This is a genomic window from Streptomyces sp. NPDC029122 (genome assembly GCF_055569445.1).
Genome location: NZ_JBVHWK010000002.1, coordinates 142679 through 160356 on the forward strand (window position 1 = coordinate 142679; position 17678 = coordinate 160356).

The following is a 17678-nucleotide window of genomic DNA, read 5'->3' on the forward strand; positions in this document are numbered from 1 at the left end:
GTCCCCCCCCCTCTCCCCCCCCCCCCCCCCCCCCCCCCCCCCCCTCCCCCCCCCCCCCCCCCCCCCCCCCCCCCCCCCCCCCCCCCCCCCCCGTACAGGGACGGATCCCGCCGGTTCAGCGGCAGCTGCGCCCGCTGTTGATGCAGCCCACGGCCCTGGCCATCAGACCGTCCGACATGACGTTGATGAAGTCGCCGTGGTCGGTCACCGGCTTGTGCAGCTGCTCGGGGAAGCTGTCCACGGCGAAGCGCGCCCCCGGTGCCACGCCGTAGGTGATGCGCTGCACCAGCTGCGGAACGGCCGTGAAGCCCTTCTTGCAGCGGCCGTCGCCGTCCGCGAAGTCCACGTGCGTGCGGTGGTTCGCGCTGTCGGTGTTGCGGCCGTCCCAGCAGCTCTGGAAGGTGAACGTGCGCACCACGTCGCTGCCCTTGGGGCAGACCGGGTACTTGTCCTTCAGCTGGCGGTCCTCGAAGCCGGTGCAGCTCCAGGAGGCGTTGGCGTTGGCCGTGCCGTTGCTGAACGCCTTGGCGTCACCGGTGATGATCCGCAGGAACCGGGGCATCGCCCTGACCTGGCCGACGGGGCTCCCCTTGAACCTGATCGAGACCTGCTTGGGCCGCAGGATCGTGCCCACGTTGGCGTCCTGTCCGCCGCCCGGGGCCTTGGCGTCCCTCTCCGCCCGGCCGTCGCGCAGCCGCAGCACCGGCCAGTAGTAGGTCGACTGGTCGCCGTTGCCGCAGGTGGTTCCGGAGGCGGCCAGGCTGTCGTTGGTGGAGAAGGCGTCGGTGGTCTTGTTGCCCACGTAGTCGTGCATGTGGTGCGCACCGTTGGAGACGCCCGGGGCGACGATGACGTTGTCCGGGTTGAAGTGGCCGTTCTCGTTGCGGCCGCACTCGGAGGTGAAGGAGCCCTCGGAGGCACCCCGCCGGGGCGCGGGGGTGCGTACGTTCGGCTTCACCTTGGTGATGTCCACGAAGTCGCTCCGGGCCGGGCCGCCCTTCTGCCCGAAGCTCCGGGCGGCGGCGTCCGGGCCGTCGGCCGCGGCGGCCGCCGCGTCGGGCGCTTCCTCGTCCGGGGCGGCCGGCGCCTCCTTCATCTCGCATCCGCTGAGCTCCTCGAGCCCGTCCGGGCGTCCGGAGGAGCGGCCTATCGCGTCGGACACCCGGCTGATGGTCGTGGTGCGCTGGTCCCGCAGCCGCCCGAGGAGGGCGTCCTTCTGCTTCTCGTCCCGTACCTGCCCGGAGGCGAGCTGACGGTAGGCGTCGGCCACCTGGACGTCCAGCTGGGCGAGGTTCTCGTCGACCTCGCCCCTGGCCTGGTCGGGGACGGAGGTGAGGCGGTCACCCACGTCCGGGCAGTCGATGGTGGCCGTCACCTGCCCCGTGCGGTCGTCCTGCCCGGCGTTCGCGTTGCCGGCGACGACGGCGGCGCCGCCACCGCCCAGCACCAGGGCGGAGACCGCCGCGAGGAGCTTGAACCGGGGGCGCCTGTGGCCCTTGTGACTCATGCGATCACTTCACTTCGTTTCGTCGGTCGGACATCTGAGGGGGCGCGGCCCCCTGGTGGTGGACCGGGGCGGGGGAGGCGGGCGCCGGGCCCGCGTCGGAGAGGGAGTCGAAGTCGACCAGCCCGGTCTCCTCCAGGACCGTGATGTGGTCCAGCACGGTGGCGTTGGCCGAAGTGGCGAGGGCGCGCACCATCGAGTTGCGGGTCTGCGCCCGGATCTGCGCCAGCAGGGCGAACACCTTGCCGTGCGCGCGGCGCAGCAACTGCACGAAGAGCCGTTCGTACTCGCCGCCGGGGGCGTTCGTCATCTGGTTCAGCCAGTCCTGCTGCTGGGCGCCGGGCCGGTCCGGGAGGTCCACGCCGAGGGCCTGGCCGACCTGGATCACCTGGCGGTCCAGGTCGGCGTGGCCTTCCACGAGGTGCACCCCGGCCGTGCGCACCGAGGGGCGGGTCCCGCGCTGCTGGGCCTGCCGCCCGGCGGGCCCCTCCCACAGTCCGGCGAGCCGCACCTTGCGGACGAAGTCCCGGTCCGCGGCGGTCAGGGGCCCGTACGCCGTGCTCATGGTCCCGGCGCCGTCGTCGTCGGTACCCGGAGCCGCGGCCGCCCCCGCCGCGGCGGCCGGGGCCCGGTCGCCGAACTTCGAGACGGGGATCAGCAGCGCGATGAGCGTCACGGCCAGGGCGGTGATGACCAGAGCGCTCCCGATCGTGTATCTCGTGGCCACCGACAAGCCGCTGACGGATCGCCGTCGCAGTGACAGCACAGTGCCTCCTCGCTCCGTGGGCCGTCAGGAGGAGCGGGGCGGCAGCGGCGGCAGGCGCCCTGCGGTGCGCACCCGAACTCCTGGGGTGCCACGGGACGCTAGCGCCCCGTCCGGGGGCGCCGCGGAAGGACCATCACCATCGGATAAACATCCGGGCAAGCCCTCGGAGGGCTGCTATCTTGCCGCCGTCTGCCGGTCGGGCGTGGTGTACGCGAAGTTCAGCGCGACCCGCCGCAGTCCCGGCCGGCGCAGCCCGGTCACCCGGTGGGCGGTGGTGTCGCTGCGCAGCAGGTAGCCGTCGCCTGGCCGGTGATGGGCCCGGCGCGCGAGTTCGTCGGCCGCCGGCGGAGCACCGCCGGCGGGCCCGTACTGGAGCAGCCCGCCGTCCCGGGCCGACCCGGGCGCCTCGGTGAAGACGACCAGGGCCAGCGGGTGGGCGTGGTGGTGCGCGCCGTGGGCGTCGCCGTGCGGGTGCAGGATGTCGATCACGTGCCGCTCCAGCGGATCGGCGACGGTCACGGCCTCCAGCTCGGAGATCTCGCGCACCAGCCCGATCAGTGCCGGGTCGTGGTAGACGCGGGGGATCAGCTCGGACTCCTCGACGATGATCCGTCCGCCGAGGGTGGTCATCGGCCGGGGCGGGGTCACCGGGTCCTGGTGCGCCGCCATCGATTCGAGGCGGCGGATCTCGCGCCGGAGCAGGGGGAGCCGGTCGAGCGGCACGAGTCCGGGGAGCGGTACGTAGCCCTCCGCGGCGAAACGCTCACGCAGGCCGCGGTGGTCGGCAGGCAAGGACAGCACGTACCCGTACTACCCGGCGCCGCGCGCTCCCAGACGGCCCGCCTGGCAAGGCCATCCGGTCGGCGGCACCGGTCACCGGCGGCCGCCCCCGCCGCCCGGACACAGGTCGAGCGGGTCGCAGAGCATCACGACCTGGTACGGGCCGCCCCCGCCGGGCTCCGCGCCGTGCGGCGCGAACCTCCACTGGGAGGGCTTGACGTGCCGTGTCCGGTCCTTCTTCTCCACGTGGGCGTGCAGGGTGCGCGTCACGGAGTCGTTCGTCTCCACCATCACCTCGTCCGGGGCGAGCGGGAAGTGGTCGTGCAGGAGGCACAGACCGAAGCGGTCCAGGTTCCCGTGCTTCTCGAGCACCTCGACGAGGTCCCGTACGAAAGCCGCGTCCGACGGGCCCAGCCCTTCGGCCTCCTCGAAGCGGGGGAGCGGCTTGCGGGTGGCGGCTTCCTTCGGGTGGGTCATGGCACGTCCCGGGGCGAGGTCGGCAGGAGCCCCCCGCATCCATCATCGACCGCCCACGGCACGGCCGCAACGGGTCGCCCGCGACCCGGCGCGGCCGTGATCCCGAAGGCCTGATCCCGTCGGCCGTGCTCCGGCCGGCGGCGGCCGGGCAGGTGAGCGCCGGTCCGGCGGCCGCGTGTCCGGGTGCGAGGGGGTACGGCTCGGTGTTAAGGCTGCACGGACAGGGTGCTGGACGGCGATGCGGACGGGGCGCGACGTGAAGACCCGCTGGTGGTACCTGCTCCTCCTGCTGCTCGTTGCCGTGGCGGCCTCGGGAGGGACGGCCCGGGCGCACGGGGCGGACCCCTGCGACGCCGGGAAACTGAAGGCCCGCAGCGTGACCGCCGGGCTCGATTTCGACTACCACGACCGCAGCTACGCCCAGGTGATCTCGAAGCTGACCGTCAGCGTCTCGGCGAAGGAATGGCCCCGCGCGAAGGATCTGGCACTCAGCGAGAAGACGGCCCCGTACCGGAAGGCCATGCGCTGCCTCCTGCGCGGGGACGACGAGACCCCGCGCAGCCGGGAGTGGCGGTTCCAGGACCCGCGGGTGAGGGTGCGGGGCGACGTGGTCACCGTGGACTACGAGGCGACCGCGTGGATCGAGCAGAGCAAACCGTTCCTGCTCGGGCCGTGGAAGATCGACGTCGACCCCGAGGGGGAGAGCTGGCGCGTCTTCCTGCGGCCGCCGAGGACACTGGGCAACGCCACGTGGGGGGAGGTCGAGATCCGGCTGGACGGGCTGGAGGCCACCAACGTCTTCCCCTCGCCCTCTTCCGCCGACCGGGACCGTCTGGTGTGGTCCGAGCCGAAGCCCTTCGACGTGCGGGTGGAGGTCGACCCGCCCTGGCAGCGCTCCTTCAACGTGGGCGAGCAGTGGTGGTCCCTGGGCTGGGTGGGGGTCGCCTCGTGGTGGGTGTTCACCTCGGCGGTGAGCGCGCTGGCCGTGGGCTACGCGTCGCGGCGGAACCCGTCCGACCGTGCGGATTCCGCCGCCCCGCCCGGACCGCGGGCACGCGACGGCCTCGCCCGGGTGATCCTGCTGTGGGCATCGGTGAGCGTCGTGGTGGCCGCGGTGCTGCGGGTGCTGATCCTGGACCGTCCCGCCGCCCTCCCCCCGCCCCTGCGTTCCCTCGTCGCCATCGCACTGGGTCTCGCGCTGGTGCTCGCCGCCCGCCCGTGGCGCCCCCTCGCCTCCGCGCCGGTGGCCTTCCCCACCGCGCGGGAGGCCACCGACGCCGGACGCGTCCCGCGGCGCCGGAGGCGGGCGGTGATCCTGACCGCCTCGGCCGTGGCGGTGACCGGAGCCGTGCCGGCCGTCGGGGCCCCCGCCGGGGTCGTCGGGCTGACCCTGGTGGCGCTGGCGACGCTGTGGCTGTGGCTCGCCGCGATGACGGCATGGGCGTGGCGCCTGGCACGCGAGGGGGAGATGGTCCGGGACTCCTGGAACGAGGCGTGGGACGGGGCGCCCGTCCGCTGCACGGTGGTCGCGTCGGCGGTACTGGCGACGGCCGCGGCCGGCCTCCTCGCTTCCTTCTGGTGGACCCACGAGCGCTGGTGGAGGCGCGCCTACTGGCTCATCGACCAGTCGCGGACCGACCGGGACCGTGAGTGGGTGGAATTCCTGAAGCAGTTCCCCTACTCCGGGCTCACATGGGTCTACGCCTACGCGTGGCTGCTGACGGGCGTCGCGCTCCTCGCGCTGCTGCGGACCCGGGTCAGGGCGCGGCTGGCCCGGGCCGACGCCGACGGCGAAGGGCCCCCGCTGGGGCCGTCCGGAGCCGATCTCCTGCTGACGGTCGCGGTCTTCGCCCTGTGCGTGGGGTTCCGGCAGGTCGAGTTCGCGGGCTCCAACGTGCTGTTCGGAGCCTGGCTCCTGCTGATGATCGCGTCCCTGTACGCCGTGGTCGTGATCGGCCGGCGGTTCTCCGTGCTGGGCCGCACGAGGAAGGAGTTCCGCATCCGGAGGCTGGGAACGAAGCGGCGCCGGCACGTCCTGCTCAACAAGGCCCACGAGTTCCGCAACCTGCACCACAAGCTGTACGCGCTGGACCGGGGCCGGGGAGAGGGCGACCTCTCGCGCGAGGAACTGGAGAAGAGACTGGACGGGCTGCACCACTGGCTGTTCGACGGGTGGTCCGGAGGCCGCCCACCGCACCAGATCTCCGTACTGGACGCCGCGCTGAGCTGGGGACCCGGCGGCGACTGGTGGGAGAACGCGCGGAGCGCCGCGCGCCTGGCCTTCTGCTTCGGCTTCCCGGCCAGCATCGCCCTCGTCTGGCTCAGCTACCTCAAGGACGACCGCACCCAGATGGCCACGTTCCAAAGCCTCTCCGGAGTGCCGGAGATCGTGGCGAAGTGCCTCGCGTGGCAGGTGGCGTGGGCCGGAGCGGGCCTGGCCCTGGGTGCGCTGTGGCGGGTGCTGCCCGGGCGGCGCAGTCCCGTGCGCGCGCTGAGCCTGACCGCCGCCTACGCCCTCCCCGTCTGTGTGGGCGCGCTGCTCACCCAGATCACCGACACGGAACTCGGGTACGTCTTCCTGCACGTCGCGCTCATGCTGCTCGTCCTGACGCTCACCAGCATCTGGATGGACATGGAGACCTTCAGCGAGGACAGGAGGTTCTGGCCCAGCCGCCTCGGCCTGCTGCTCTCGGTCTACCAGTTGCGCGGGCTGTCCACGCAGGTCGCCTATCTCGCCGCCCAGCTGGCGATCGTCGTGAGCGTCTGGCGCGGTCTGGCCGGCAGCGACTTCCGGCCCAAGTAGGGACGCCCGGGCCCCTTGGCCGCCTGCTCCGCGTGAACCGGCAGGAGAACCGCACCGCCCCGGCTCCGCCCCGTGTGCCACCGTAAGGATTCCGTCACCGGCGGACCCATGGCCCGCGCGCTCCGCATGCCGTTGAATGCCTTCCGGGCGACGACGAAGGAGCGGGTCATGGGACGTGAGGACAGGCGGCGCCGGCCGCTGGCGGCGGGCGCGGCGGTGCTGGCGGCGGTGCTGGTCGCCACGGGGCTCTACTGGTTCCAGCCGTGGAAACTCTGGCAGGACCGGACGGTCCGCGAAGCCCCGCCCAGCGCCGCTCCGGCGGCTCCGGCTCCGTCCGCCGGCACGTCCGCCGCCCCCGGCGGCCCGCGCACGCTCGCGCGGGGGACCCTGATCAGCCACGAACACACCACCACCGGCACGGTGAGGATCGTCCGCCTCGCGGACGGCTCGCACACCCTCCGGCTGGAAGGCCTGGACACCAGCAGCGGCCCGGACCTGCGGGTGTGGCTGACCGACGCCCCGGTGAAGGAGGGCACCGCCGGCTGGCGCGTCTTCGACGACGGCAAGTACGTCAGCCTCGGCGGGCTCAAGGGCAACAAGGGCGACCAGAACTACCCGATTCCGGCCGACGTGACGCTGTCGGAGTACACCAGTGTCACCATCTGGTGCGACCGCTTCGACGTCTCCTTCGGCGCCGCCGCCCTGACCCCCGCCTGATGCCGCTCCCGGGCCGCCCGCCCGTGCCGGCCGGGTCCCGCCGGGGTGGTCCCCGCGTGCGCACCACGCCAGGGTCGGCACCGAGAAGAAGAGTGGCGGGCGCGGAGCCGGGTAGCCGCCTGGCATGAACGAGACCGACTACCGGACGCGCCTCATGACTGTCGGGTCGCTGGACGAGCTGGCCGGTCTGCTTTCGGAACGGCGGGGTCTTTACGTGCGCTGGTCCCTGGGCCCGCACACCGACCTCGCCTCTCCCTCCAGCCGCGACGAGCTCACCGGCGTGGAACTCCCCGGACTGTCCGCCAACCCCCTCGACGTCGAGGAATGGTGGCGGGACCGGCCGCTGCGCACGTGGGCCGCCCGGCGTCTGTACGACTACTCCCACCTCCCACGGGTCCGCGACGGCCGCGTCAGGCCCTGGCTGCTGCACGGCACCGAGGCCGGCCGCGGACCCGACAACGAGCCCCTGGTCCGGGACGTGGAACCGATCGGCTGGATCGACGAGAGCGTGATCACCGAAGCCGAACAGGAAGTCGAACGACAGGACGGTGCGTGGGGTCCCATCGATCGCCTGGGCAGCCCCGACGCTCACCGCACAGCCATGAGGAACAAGACCATGGGTGACGCCCAGCAACCGGAAGCGCGGCGCAGCGGAAAGGGCGCCCCCACCCCTCCGGAACAGCGCCCCGACCACCCGTGAGCACGGCCGGCCCCGGAACGGCCCGACTCGTCGGGGGCGGGGGCGCCCGCGGGCTCTGACGGCACCGTCGTCCGGCGCTGACCTGCGGGGGTGCCCGGCGGCCGGAGCGGGACGGGCAGGCGCTCAGCGGCGGTCGCTTCGAGGCCGAGGCCGCGCCTCCTCCGTACGACCGCGTCGCCGGCAGCGGAGGAGCAGCCTCCTCACGTGGTCACCGAGCGTCGCGGCGAGCCGTGGGAGCTGGAACCGGACGATCTGCCCGCGCTTCTCCTGCCCGGAGGCCGGGCCGCCCGCCCGGCCTGCCGGGCCTCCGCCGCCGGCTACGGGCGGTTCGCGGAGAAGGCGGGCGTTTTCCCCAGCGCTTCGATCGTCTCTTCCATCTCGAGGACCTGACGGCGCAGCCGCACCAGCTCCTCGCGCTCGGCCGTGGTCAGCGCGCCCGCCGGCCCGTCGCCCCGCTCCGCCTCCAGTTCCTCCGCGATCGCCGCCGCGAACGCGTCCACGTCGGCCTCGGTGGTGTCGAAGGAGGTCATCCAGCGGACCTCGCCGGCCTGCTCGTCCCAGGTGTAGAAGCGGAAACGCTTCTGGAGGCGCTCGGTGACCGCCGGCGGCAGGACGGCGAAGATCTGGTTGGCCTGCACCGGGCGGGCGATCTCCAGGCCCGGCAGTTCGCGCACCGCCTCGTACAGCCGCCGGGTCATCGCGTTCGAGCGGGCCGCCGAGCGCAGCCAGAGGTCACCGCCGAGCAGCGCCTCGAACTGCACCGACATGAACCGCATCTTGGAGCCGAGCTGCATGCTCGTCTTGCGCAGGTGAGCCATGCCGCGCACCGCGTCCTCGTTGAGCACGATCACCGCCTCGCCGAAGAGCAGCCCGTTCTTGGTGCCGCCGAGCGAGAGGACGTCCACGCCCGCGTCGGTGGTCATCTCGCGCAGGGACACGCCGAGGGTGGCGGCGGCGTTGGCGAGCCGGGCCCCGTCCAGGTAGACGAGCATGCCGAGGTCGTGCGCGTGGTCGCAGATCGCCCGGATCTCGTCCGGCGTGTAGCAGGTGCCGAGCTCGGTGGACTGGGCGATCGAGACGACCTTGGGCCGGGCCCGGTGCTCGTCCTCGAAGCCCCATGCCTGACGGTCGACCAGCTCGGGGGTGAGCTTGCCGTCCCACGTGGGCACCGTCAGGAGCTTGATCCCGGCGACCTTCTCGGGCGCCCCGCCCTCGTCGACGTTGATGTGGGCCGACTCGGCGCAGACCACGGCCTCCCAGCGGTCGAGCATGGTCTGGAGCGCGACCACGTTCGCGCCGGTGCCGTTGAAGACCGGGTACGTGTGCGCGGTGGGGCCGAAGTGACCGCGCACCACTTCCTGGAGGCGCTCGGTGTAGACGTCGGCGCCGTAGCTGACCTGGTGGCCGCCGTTGGCCAGGGCGATCGCCGCAAGGACCTCCGGGTGCGCCCCCGCGTAGTTGTCGCTGGCGAAGCCGCGCTCGTCCGGGTCGTGCCGTCGCTGTACGGTCATGGTGCTCGCTTACCTGTTTCGGTTGTACGGGTGTGACACATGTGGTGCGGAAGGGCGCCGGCCCGTCCGCTCAGGCCGGCGCCGGCTCCGTCCGCGCGCGGGCCCTCTCCAGGCCGCGCACCAACGGCGGCGCGGCGAGCCCGAGCAGGGCGAAGAGGGCCGCGAGGACCAGCCAGCCGGTCGTCGCCGCGCCGACGACCAGCGAGGTCATCAGCCACGGCCCGGCGAACTGCTGGAGCCCTCGCCCCAGGGAGAACACCGCCTGGTACTCCCCCTGCCGGCCCGCCGGGGCGAGCCCGAAGGACAGGCCCCAGCTCGCCGAAGCCTGGTACAGCTCGCCGAGGACGAGCACCAGCGCCCCGCCCAGCAGCACCGCGCTGTCCAGGAGCGCGCCGTGCCCCCCGCTCACCGCGAAGACCAGGCAGGACGCCCCGAGCGCCCACCCCGCCCAGCGCAGCATACGAGCCGATCCCGCCGGGGTGCGCGCGCCCCTGCTGACCGCGACCTGGAACAACAGCACCAGCACGGTGTCCAGGATCAGCAGCCCCGACACCAGCAGCGCGGGCGCGTCCGTGCCGGTGACGATCCACAGCGGCAGGCCGACCGTCAGCAGCGGGTGGTACAGCTCCAGAGCGCCGCACACCAGCGCGACCGCCACATAGCGCCCGTCCCGCAGCGCCGCGCTGCGCAGCACCCCGCCGGGCGCCTCGGCGGCGCTGGCCCGGGGCCCGGCACCCGCGGGCAGCCGCATCCCGAGCAGCACGGCGACGGAGACCAGCTGGAGGGCGGCGTTGGCGAGGACCGTGGCGTACAGGGCGGTCGAGGTGCCGGCCGCGATGGCGGCTCCGGCCAGCGCGGCACCGCCGAGGAACCCCAGGTTGAACAGGCTGCGCATCTGCGCGCTCACCCTGACCCGCTCCGCCTCGCCCACCAGCGCGTCGGTGAGCGACGCCTGGAGCGCGCCCGCCGAGGTCTCCAGGACCGCGATGGCGCAGGCGACCGCGAGGAACGCGGCGAAGCCGTCCACCAGGCAGTACGAGGTGAAGCTGGCGGCCGCGAGCAGGAAGTTCACGGTGAGCACCCGGCCCGCGCCGAGCCGGTCCGCGAGCCGGCCGATGGGCACGGTGCAGACCAGACCGCAGAGCCCGGCGACCGACAGGGCGAGGCCCACGCGCTGGGCGGGGATGCCGATGGTCCGGGTGAAGAACACGGCGCTGGAGGTGAGGAACACCCCGAGCCCCAGGGACTGGATGAGCGTGAGGACGCCGAGTCTGCGCGCGTTCCCGGCGGCCGGAAGGATCTCCCGGAACCAGGCGTGCAGCACGGCGCCGTACCGGCGTGCCTCAGCCATGCGGAGCGGCTTCCCCGGCCCGCTCGGTCCGCAGCCCGTACACCTCCATCGCGGTGTGCACGGCGGCGCGCACCCCGGCGGCGCTCCGCCCCCGGAACCGGAAGATCCCGCAGCCCTCGTCATAACTGCCGGGCCCGGTGATGATCTGGCCGAGGGCGGGCAGTTCCTCGTGGTAGACCTCGGGGACGGCCGACCCGGGCGAGGTGCGGGCGACGACCCGTCCCGGCAGCTCGTGCGGAGCGGGGTAGATCAGCCAGCCGCCCGCCCGGGGTCCGGCCGGCTCGGACGGCTGCCACAGCGGGGGCAGGCCCAGGGCCGCCCGGAACGCCTCGGCGAACAGGTCGATCCCGTAGAGGTCGACGTGCAGGAACGGCACCTGCGCGCCGCCCGGCCGCAGCCCGACCTCCAGGAACACCAGCTCGCCCCCCGGACGCCGGATCACCTCCAGGTGGAACGCGCCGTCGCGCAGCCCGAGCGCCCGCAGACAGCGGTCGGCGAACGTGGTGAGCTCGTCGCGCGCGGGGCCCGGGTCGAGCAGGACCGAGCCGAGCGGGAGGCCGTGCGCGTAGTCCAGGCAGGTGTGGACGTACTGGGAAGCGGTGACGAAGTGGAGACGGCCCGAGCGGCGGACGCCGTCGACGTGGAAGATGTCCCCGTCGACGTACTCCTCGCACTCGTACGCCTCGAGGTCGACGCCCTCGAGCGCCTCGCGCAGCTCGTCGACGCCGCGGACGACCGTGACTCCCTGGGAGCCCGCCGCGGCGCGCGGCTTCACGACCAGGGGCAGACCGCCGAGGGCGTCGACGACGGCCTCCGCCGAGGGCGCGTCGTCGAGGCGCCGGAACCGGGGAACCCGCAGGCCGGCCGCGCCCACCGCGCTCTTCATGGCCGGCTTGTCCTTGAACCGCTCGACGAGGTCGAGACCGTAGCCGCCGGGCACGCCGAGCGCGGCCGAGAGCCGGGCGGCGGTCAGGATGTCGTACTCGGACTGCCCGAAGACGGCCTCGGGCGTGCCGTGCCGGTCCGCGATCTCCCGTACGAGGGGCAGCAGGTCGTCGTGGGCGAGGCCGTCGCGCACATGGACCTCGGTCGCCCCGTCCTGGTCGAGCGCGGGCAGCCCGCCGGGCGTGGTGAGGTACACCATTCGGCAGGGGTGGCCGTCGAGGAAACGGTGGTACTCGCCGAACTCGTCGCCGGAGCGGTTGAGGACGACGTACAGCGGTGTGGTCCGGTCGGTCACGCGTCCGCTCCCGGTCGCAGGGTGTCGGGCAGGCAGGCGTCCAGATCGGCGGCGCTCACCCGGCCGAAGCCGGGCGCGGGCAGGTCCCGGTGGGCCGCGGTCCGGGCGAGGAAGGCCGCCGCGCGAGGCTCGCCGGCGCCGCCGAGGCGCTGCCAGAGGAGCTCGGCGAGGTCCGGCATCACCGGGAACGCCAGCAGGGACAGGCCCTTGAGCCACCAGTACGCGCCGTCCTCGGCCGCGTGGGCCATCGCTTCGTCGGCGCACCAGCGGTCGAGCGCCGCGACCGCGCGCCGGGTCGAGACACGGGTGGCGTCGAGCGCCGCGGACTGCTCGGCGAGCAGGGACTCCAGGAGGTCGGCGACGGCCGGGGCGGGCGCCCGCGGCGGCCCCTCGGGCAGCCGGTTCCAGGCGGAGTCGATCCGCTTGCCGAGGCCGTCGGCGAGCGTGGCGTTCGCGGTCCGGAGGAAGTCCGCCGTCTCGAAGCTCGCCGCCCCGGACTCCAGATCGGCCCCGGCGAGGTAGTACCGGACGGTGTCCACGCCGATGGCGGGCGAGGCGGCGATGTCCGCCGCCCAGATGGCGTGCCGGGCGCTGGTGGAGAACTTCCGCCCGGCCAGCTGGTAGAAGTGGTTGATCAGGCACCGGTCGTACGGCTTCATGTCGCCGTGCAGCAGGCTGGTGCCGACGATCGAGACAAGGGTGGGGATCACGTTGTCGATCCCCAGGGTGGTGATGGTGGTGACCCCGGAGTCCGGGTCGAAGGCGTTCACACCGGTGCCGGACAGCCGGCCGTGGACGGCGCCGGCGAGGCGGGCGAACATGAAGATCCCGGCGTACGGGAAGAGGGCGCGCGGCACGTCCGGCTCGGACGCGGGCAGCGGAAGGCCCCACGTCTGCGGGGCGCTCAGCCGTACGGTCAGGCCGTCGCGCTCCAGGAAGCGCGCCACCGTCGCCCGGTAGCGGTCGGCGACGCCCAGGTCCACGAGCGTGCTGTCCAGGAGGTCGCGGTCCGGCAGCCGCAGGAAGAGGCTGGAGATCTCCCGCCAGGTCAGCGGCCCCTCGTCGAGCAGGGGGCGCGGCTCGACGACCGACTCGGGCAGGAAGTGCGCACTGCACTCCTCGCAGAAGTAACTGGCGACGCCCGCACCGCACTCGGGGCAGCGGCCCTGGAGCCAGCCGCCCACCACCCAGCGGTCCGACGCCGCGCAGTGGGGCACGCGCTCGGTGCGCGTCAGCACCGCGCCCCGGGCCGTCAGCCGCTCGATCGAGGCGGCGACCTCCTGCTCGAACTGCTCTCGCCAGGGCTGCTGGTCGGGGACGATGAACGCGTCGACGCCGATGCGCAGCGCGGCCAGGTCGTCCTGGATGCGCTGTCCGTAGCGGGCGGCGACCTCGCCGGGCGTGGAGTCCTCGGCGTGCGCCCTGAGCGTCACGTACGACTCGTAGACATCGCTGCCGGTGATCACCAACGGCAGGTCGCCCCGGACCCGCAGATGCCGCGCGATCATGTCCGACCACAGGAAGGGGCCGCCGATGTGTCCGAGGTGCAGGGGGCCGTTGGGCGTGGCCTCGGGCGGCACCAGGAGGTAGTGCCGAGGGGTGTGCGTGTCCCCGGTCAGCAGGCTCATGTTCGCGTTCTCCCGTCGAGCAGGTTCAGTGCGTCCTCGGCCATGGCCGGGGCGAGTCGGTAGCCGGAGCCGGAGCCGCCGATGGCCATGACCACGTCGTCACCGCCGACGGTGTCCACGACCGGCAGATGGCCGGGGGTGAAGCAGTCGCTGAAGACCCGGCCGCCGAGCAGGTACGGCAGGAACCCGGGGACGTACCGGGCGAGCAGGGCTCGGGCGAGCTCCCGGTCGCGGGCGCCGATGGCGAGCGGTTCGTCGGGGCCCCGGTCCCAGTCGGGCGAGGTGATGCTGAAGATCCAGTGGCCGCCGGGGCGGTGGGGCAGCAGGAACGCGTCGGCGTCCTCCAGGACCAGTGCCGGGGCGTCCGGCGGGGGCGGCGTCATGATGTGGAACGCCACCACCTTCTTGACCCGCGCCCCGTGCTCGCGGGCGGCCGCCGCCACCGGGCCGTCGAGGATCCAGGGGCCGGGCGCGAGGACCGCCTTGGCGGCGGTGATCAGGCTGCCGTCGGCGGCGGCCAGCTCGACGCGCCCGCCCGTACGGCGTACTCCGGTGACCCGGAAGCCCTCCAGGAGGGTGTTGTCCGGGTGGCCGAGGACCTCGTCGAGAAGCCGGTCGGTCAGCCGCTGCGCCTGACCCACCGTCATGGATTCTGTCGCCAGCAGGACTTCGTCGCCGCCGTGGGCGAGCCCGGGGAACGTCCGGTCGAGCACGGCCCGCTGCTCCCCGGTCACCGGGCGGGTGCGGCCGCCATCGGCCATGGTCGAGTCGAGCGCGGCCGTGTTCTCGCGCGCCACCAGCCAGCGGACGTCGACCGGCGCGCGTCCGGCGCCGCCGAGTCCGGCGGCGAGCTCGTCGAAGAGCAGGGTGCTGCGGGCGGCCAGGGCGCGCTGGGCCGGATTGTGCCCCGTGGGCGTGTCGAACCCGGCCGAGAGACGGGTCGCACCCGCCCCCCGTCCCGCGTGGGTGATCACGGCGACGCGGCGGCCCGGGTCCCGGCGCACGGCGTAGTACGCGGTGAGGGCGCCGACCACGCCCGCGCCGACCACGGCGAGGTCGTAGTGCGACGCCTCACCGGTCCCGGTGGTGCGCTCACTCATCGGGCGCCGACCACCAGAAGGAGTAGATGACCAGTTCCTCGCCCTGGTCGGCGAAGATCTCGTGGACGGCGCGCGAGGCGAAGCCCACCACGGAGCCGGGCCCGACGAGCGTGCGTTCGCCGTCCACCTCCAGGGTGCCGGATCCGGCGTGGACCACCCAGATCTCCTGGACCGCGTGCTGATCGGGCGAGCTGGTCCTGCCGGCCGGCACCGTGAAGCGGGCCGCCTCGAACGGCACACCGGGAAAGACCGAACGGGCGAAGTCCGCCTCGGCGACGGTCACTCCGTCGGGCTCCACCTCGGTCGGACCGAAGGGGACCAGGGCGCCGACCGCCCCAGCCTGGAACTGCGTGACCTGACGCGTGGTCATACCGGATACCTCGTCTCACCCAGCATGCTGTTGAGGATGACCGCGCTGCGCCAGGCGAGCAGGCTGAGATTGGGGTCGGCGACGCCCCAGGAGTGCCGGGCGCCGTTCTGGAGGTAGATCCGGTTCTCCGCGGGCCCGTCCCATGCCACCGAGAAGTCGCTGCCGACAACGAGCATCCCGTCTTCCCGCCGAAGCCGCGCGTCCAGTGGAGCCATGAAGTCCGGCAGCACGTACGCGTATCCGGTGCTCAGGATGACGATGTCGGCGGCGAGCACGGCGGGTGCCTCCGGGCCCGAGGACTCGACGACGAGCTTCCATTCGTCGGGGCCGCCCTCGATCGCGGTGACCGCGCAGTCCGACAGGAAGCGCAGCCTGCCGGGGTTGTTCTCGATGAACTCGTCGCGGTAGCTCAACCGGTAGATGTCCTGGAGGACGTGGAGGTCGATGCCGTCGCTGGTGTACTTCTGCCGCTCCAGGAGCCGGGCCTTGTGGCCGGCGGGCAGCGCGTGGAAGCGGCGTACGTAGTCGGGCGTGTAGAGGTCGTTGGCGAACGGCGAGTCGTCCATCGGCAGGAACGACGAGCGCCGGCTGACCCAGGTGATGCTCTCGGGTGCCTCGCCGGCCGCCAGGTGGCGCACGATCTCCGCGCCGCTCTGGCCGCCGCCGACCACGACGACCCGGCGCCCGGTCACCTCGGGGGCGCGCAGCAGGAACTCCCCGGAGTGGAAGACGGTGGGGCCGAGGAAGGGACGGAACGGCTCGGGGACGGACGGGGTGAGCCCCGTGCCGAGCACCAGATGGCGCGCCGTCAGCTCCTCCTCACCGGTGTGGAGGTGGAAGGCGCCGTCGTGGAAGTCCACGCTGCGTACGTCCGCCCCGAACGTCAGGCTCGGCAGCCGCCCGGCGACCCACTGGAGGTACTGGTTGAACTCGGCGCGCAGGACGGCCGGGAAGTCCGCGGCCAGGAACCGGTAGAGCCGGCCCTCACTCGCGAGGAACGACAGGAACGAGAAGGGACTGGTCGGATCGACCAGCGTCACCAGGTCCTTGAGCAGCGAGACCTGGAGGGTGGCCTCGGGCAGCAGCAGTCCGGGGTGCCAGGAGAAGCTCTCACGGCGTTCCAGATGGGCGCCGCGCAGCCCTTCGACCGGGTGCGCGAGCGCGGCGAGGCTCATGTTCGCGGGGCCGATGCCGACAGCCGCGTAATCGAGTATGTGGGCGTTCATGGTGGGATCCGCCGGTTCAGGCCGGGACGACGAGGTCGCCGAGCGCCTGCCAGCGGTCGAGGGCGCCCTGCGGCGAATCGGCGGTGAACAGGGCGTGGCCGAGGCGCGAGCGGCAGTCCTCGACGCCCGGAATGGCCTCGCCCGGCGCGAAGTACACGGCGGTCTCGGTCACTTCCGGCAGTGCCTCCAGCTCCGGCCACCCGGTGAGCTCCCGGTACGAGGAGCGGCCCGCGGCGGAGAAGAAGCGGATGCCGGCGCTCTCGGCCTGCGGCCGCCCGAAGGCACCGGCCGCCTCCAGGCCGACGCCGAGCGCGAGCGCGACGGCCACCCTGGGCAGGCTGACGCCGGTCACGAGCCGCAGCAGCTCCACGATCCGGTCGCCCGGCAGCCGGGCGCCGATCTCGATGAGCACCGGACCGTCGGCGGCCAGGCGCAGTTCGCAGTGGAAGGGGCCGCTGGTGATGCCGACGGCGCGGACGACGTCGCCGACGTACGCCTCGACGCTCTTCAGGGTGGCGTCGTCGACCATGGCCGGGGTGAGGTGGCCCAGCTCCACGAAGTCGGGCTCGGGGCCGAGCAGCGTGCGGCTGAGGGCTGCGACGGTGACCTCGCCGCTGTCCAGTACGTAACCGTCGGCGCTGAACTCGGGCCCCTGGACGTACTCTTCGACGAGCACCCGGTGCTCGTGGAGCTTGCCCATGTCGGGCTCCGGGTCGGTCACGAGCCGCTGGAACGCGGCGGTGAGCTGGTCCAGGTCGTCGGCGCGGCTGACGTGGATGCTGCCGGAGCAGGCGACCGGCTTCAGCACGCAGGGGAAGCCGACCCGTTCGGCCGCGGCGCGCAGCTCGGCGTCGTCGGTCGCCTGGGCGAAGCGCGGCGTGCGCAGCCCGGCCTCCGCCACGGCGGCCCGCATGACGCTCTTGTCCCGGACCCGGTCGACGGTCGCCACGGGCAGGCCGGGCAGGCCCAGGGCCGCTGCGACGCGCGCGGTCGCCGTCACGTAGATGTCGGAGCCCGGCAGCACCGCCTCGAACGGCTCGGCCCGGTGCAGTTCGAGCACGGCCGCTTCGAGGGCGGCCTGGTCGTTGGTCTCCACCGTCAGCACCGAGTCGGCCGCCGCGCGCACAGCGTCGGAGAGCCGGCGGTCGCCGGAGTCGGCGGTGGCGACGACGACCCGCAGTCCCATCTCGGCCGCGACGCCGATCAGGGTGGCGCCCCCGGAGGAGGCGGGTTCGACCACGAGGACGCGGGCAGGACGGAGTGCATCTGTGTGCGGCAAAACGAAATCCCCCGGGCAGTGCTGTACGGACCTGACTGGTGGTCACGGTCCTGATCGTGATCTTTCTAGCCGGGCGCCTTGGTCACGGTCAATGGATCACCGGAAAAATATCTGCGAGAGCGCACCCAAACCGCACATTTTCTTGAACAAGTGCCCTGTCGGCCCCGGGTCCTCGTACTGCGTGGGTGGTCTGGCCGAACTTGTCCACACCGGATGCTCAGCGCAT

General features: G+C 73.2%; 14 protein-coding genes and 1 pseudogene. 3 read left to right on the plus strand and 12 right to left on the minus strand.

Annotated elements, in window-relative coordinates; genetic code table 11:
- Nucleotides 1-115: 115 nt before the first annotated feature.
- The 4 genes from ACZ4WZ_RS03060 to ACZ4WZ_RS03075 all read right to left on the minus strand — a co-directional run bounded on the left by ACZ4WZ_RS03060 (nucleotide 116) and on the right by ACZ4WZ_RS03075 (nucleotide 3527).
- Nucleotides 116-1507 (minus strand): DUF1996 domain-containing protein, encoded by a 1392-nt coding sequence (locus ACZ4WZ_RS03060; RefSeq protein WP_467884432.1) that lies wholly within the window; start codon nucleotides 1505-1507, stop codon nucleotides 116-118.
- Between the two features lie 4 nt (nucleotides 1508-1511).
- Nucleotides 1512-2237, minus strand: a complete 726-nt coding sequence (locus ACZ4WZ_RS03065; protein WP_467884958.1) for a DUF4142 domain-containing protein — start codon at nucleotides 2235-2237, stop codon at nucleotides 1512-1514.
- Between the two features lie 207 nt (nucleotides 2238-2444).
- Nucleotides 2445-3071, minus strand: a complete 627-nt coding sequence (locus ACZ4WZ_RS03070) for a HalD/BesD family halogenase (RefSeq protein ID WP_467884434.1) — start codon at nucleotides 3069-3071, stop codon at nucleotides 2445-2447.
- A 72-nt stretch (nucleotides 3072-3143) separates the two neighbouring features.
- Complete coding sequence (locus tag ACZ4WZ_RS03075) at nucleotides 3144-3527, minus strand: hypothetical protein (RefSeq protein WP_467884436.1); 384 nt, start codon at nucleotides 3525-3527, stop codon at nucleotides 3144-3146.
- 238 nt (nucleotides 3528-3765) lie between these two features.
- Between ACZ4WZ_RS03075 and ACZ4WZ_RS03080 the strand changes: the two genes are divergently transcribed.
- The 3 genes and pseudogenes from ACZ4WZ_RS03080 to ACZ4WZ_RS03090 all read left to right on the plus strand — a co-directional run.
- Nucleotides 3766-6330, plus strand: a complete 2565-nt coding sequence (locus ACZ4WZ_RS03080) for a DUF6185 family protein (protein WP_467884437.1) — start codon at nucleotides 3766-3768, stop codon at nucleotides 6328-6330.
- 168 nt (nucleotides 6331-6498) lie between these two features.
- Nucleotides 6499-7047 carry a DM13 domain-containing protein gene (locus ACZ4WZ_RS03085; RefSeq protein WP_467884439.1) on the plus strand — a complete coding sequence of 183 codons (549 nt, stop codon included), beginning with the start codon at nucleotides 6499-6501 and terminating at the stop codon, nucleotides 7045-7047.
- A 124-nt stretch (nucleotides 7048-7171) separates the two neighbouring features.
- A pseudogene (locus ACZ4WZ_RS03090) lies at nucleotides 7172-7618 on the plus strand (DUF6098 family protein); the annotation flags it as partial.
- 446 nt (nucleotides 7619-8064) lie between these two features.
- Here the strand turns inward: ACZ4WZ_RS03090 and ACZ4WZ_RS03095 are convergent.
- The 8 genes from ACZ4WZ_RS03095 to ACZ4WZ_RS03130 all read right to left on the minus strand — a co-directional run bounded on the left by ACZ4WZ_RS03095 (nucleotide 8065) and on the right by ACZ4WZ_RS03130 (nucleotide 17452).
- Nucleotides 8065-9258 (minus strand): threonine aldolase family protein, encoded by a 1194-nt coding sequence (locus ACZ4WZ_RS03095; RefSeq protein ID WP_467884441.1) that lies wholly within the window; start codon nucleotides 9256-9258, stop codon nucleotides 8065-8067.
- Nucleotides 9259-9328: 70 nt separating this feature from the next.
- Nucleotides 9329-10609: an MFS transporter gene (locus ACZ4WZ_RS03100; RefSeq protein WP_467884443.1), complete on the minus strand. Its 1281-nt coding sequence runs from the start codon at nucleotides 10607-10609 to the stop codon at nucleotides 9329-9331.
- Entirely contained in the window at nucleotides 10602-11849 is a 1248-nt protein-coding gene (locus ACZ4WZ_RS03105; RefSeq protein WP_467884445.1) for an ATP-grasp domain-containing protein, read from the minus strand. The genes ACZ4WZ_RS03100 and ACZ4WZ_RS03105 overlap by 8 nt, the downstream gene beginning before the upstream one ends.
- Nucleotides 11846-13477, minus strand: coding sequence for a class I tRNA ligase family protein (locus ACZ4WZ_RS03110; RefSeq protein WP_467884447.1), 1632 nt, complete (start codon nucleotides 13475-13477; stop codon nucleotides 11846-11848). The genes ACZ4WZ_RS03105 and ACZ4WZ_RS03110 overlap by 4 nt, the downstream gene beginning before the upstream one ends.
- Entirely contained in the window at nucleotides 13474-14577 is a 1104-nt protein-coding gene (locus tag ACZ4WZ_RS03115) for an FAD-dependent oxidoreductase (RefSeq protein WP_467884449.1), read from the minus strand. The genes ACZ4WZ_RS03110 and ACZ4WZ_RS03115 overlap by 4 nt, the downstream gene beginning before the upstream one ends.
- Nucleotides 14570-14947 (minus strand): cupin domain-containing protein, encoded by a 378-nt coding sequence (locus tag ACZ4WZ_RS03120; protein ID WP_467884451.1) that lies wholly within the window; start codon nucleotides 14945-14947, stop codon nucleotides 14570-14572. Before ACZ4WZ_RS03120 ends, ACZ4WZ_RS03115 begins: the two co-directional genes overlap by 8 nt.
- A complete protein-coding gene (locus tag ACZ4WZ_RS03125) occupies nucleotides 14944-16173 on the minus strand; it encodes a lysine N(6)-hydroxylase/L-ornithine N(5)-oxygenase family protein (RefSeq protein ID WP_467884452.1) in 1230 nt (409 codons plus the stop codon). Before ACZ4WZ_RS03125 ends, ACZ4WZ_RS03120 begins: the two co-directional genes overlap by 4 nt.
- 16 nt (nucleotides 16174-16189) lie before the next feature.
- The gene (locus tag ACZ4WZ_RS03130) at nucleotides 16190-17452 is read right to left on the minus strand and encodes an ATP-grasp domain-containing protein (RefSeq protein ID WP_467884454.1); all 1263 of its coding nucleotides are present in this window, start codon (nucleotides 17450-17452) and stop codon (nucleotides 16190-16192) included.
- Between the last annotated feature and the right edge of the window lie 226 nt (nucleotides 17453-17678).

Coding starts and splice junctions, on each gene's coding strand:
- ACZ4WZ_RS03060 (WP_467884432.1), bottom strand. CDS start 1,507: ATGAGTCACAAGGGCCACAGGCGCCCCCGGTTCAAGCTCCTCGCGGCG.
- ACZ4WZ_RS03075 (WP_467884436.1), bottom strand. CDS start 3,527: ATGACCCACCCGAAGGAAGCCGCCACCCGCAAGCCGCTCCCCCGCTTC.
- ACZ4WZ_RS03080 (WP_467884437.1), top strand. CDS start 3,766: ATGCGGACGGGGCGCGACGTGAAGACCCGCTGGTGGTACCTGCTCCTC.
- ACZ4WZ_RS03085 (WP_467884439.1), top strand. CDS start 6,499: ATGGGACGTGAGGACAGGCGGCGCCGGCCGCTGGCGGCGGGCGCGGCG.
- ACZ4WZ_RS03095 (WP_467884441.1), bottom strand. CDS start 9,258: ATGACCGTACAGCGACGGCACGACCCGGACGAGCGCGGCTTCGCCAGC.
- ACZ4WZ_RS03100 (WP_467884443.1), bottom strand. CDS start 10,609: ATGGCTGAGGCACGCCGGTACGGCGCCGTGCTGCACGCCTGGTTCCGG.
- ACZ4WZ_RS03110 (WP_467884447.1), bottom strand. CDS start 13,477: ATGAGCCTGCTGACCGGGGACACGCACACCCCTCGGCACTACCTCCTG.
- ACZ4WZ_RS03115 (WP_467884449.1), bottom strand. CDS start 14,577: ATGAGTGAGCGCACCACCGGGACCGGTGAGGCGTCGCACTACGACCTC.
- ACZ4WZ_RS03120 (WP_467884451.1), bottom strand. CDS start 14,947: ATGACCACGCGTCAGGTCACGCAGTTCCAGGCTGGGGCGGTCGGCGCC.
- ACZ4WZ_RS03125 (WP_467884452.1), bottom strand. CDS start 16,173: ATGAACGCCCACATACTCGATTACGCGGCTGTCGGCATCGGCCCCGCG.